Source organism: Bartonella sp. AP88HLJMH (genome assembly GCF_042195605.1).
Taxonomy (GTDB): Bacteria; Pseudomonadota; Alphaproteobacteria; order Rhizobiales; family Rhizobiaceae; genus Bartonella.
Map to the genome: position 1 here is coordinate 1 of NZ_JBHIOR010000123.1, position 617 is coordinate 617.

Here is a 617-nt window from a genome sequence, read left to right on the forward strand (position 1 = left end):
ATCAATACTTATGGTATTGGTGCTTATGTCACTTATTTTGATCATAGTGGATGGTATCTCGATGGTATTTTAAAATACAATCATTATCAAAATACTCTAAAAGCCGTTTCAACGAATGGTTTAGAGATTGAAGGAACATATACTCAAAGGGCATTGGGAACTTCCTTTGAAGCTGGTTATCGACTTAAGACGTCAAAGAACAGTTGGTTGCAGCCTTATGGACAATTTACATGGTTACAAGTTGAGGGTAAAGAAATAAAGTTATCGAATGACATGACAGGTGACATGCGTCCATTCACTTCATTACGCAGTGAGGTTGGCTTATCTTTAGGATATGAATTTGGTTTTCACATGGATTCCTCATCGCTTGCGTATATTACAGCAGCATGGTTGCGTGAGAATAAAGATGACAATCAAACGTTAATTAATCAACGCCATCCATTTACCACTGACTTATCGGGGAATGCAGGTAAATTAGGAATAGGTTTAAGCAGTTTAGTGAGTGAGAAGTTAAAGTTATATGGTGAGGCCCATTATATTAAAGGGCGTAAAACAAAACAGTCCTTTCAGGGTATTTTAGGTGTACGCTATAGTTTCTAACGACATGGTTATTTTTT

General features: G+C 36.6%; 1 protein-coding gene. It reads left to right on the forward strand.

What is annotated here, in order from left to right; all coding sequences use genetic code 11:
• A partial coding sequence (locus tag ACFIMA_RS09930; protein ID WP_375693473.1) for an autotransporter outer membrane beta-barrel domain-containing protein occupies positions 1 to 600 on the forward strand: 600 nt, incomplete at its 5' end.
• Between the last annotated feature and the right edge of the window lie 17 nt (positions 601 to 617).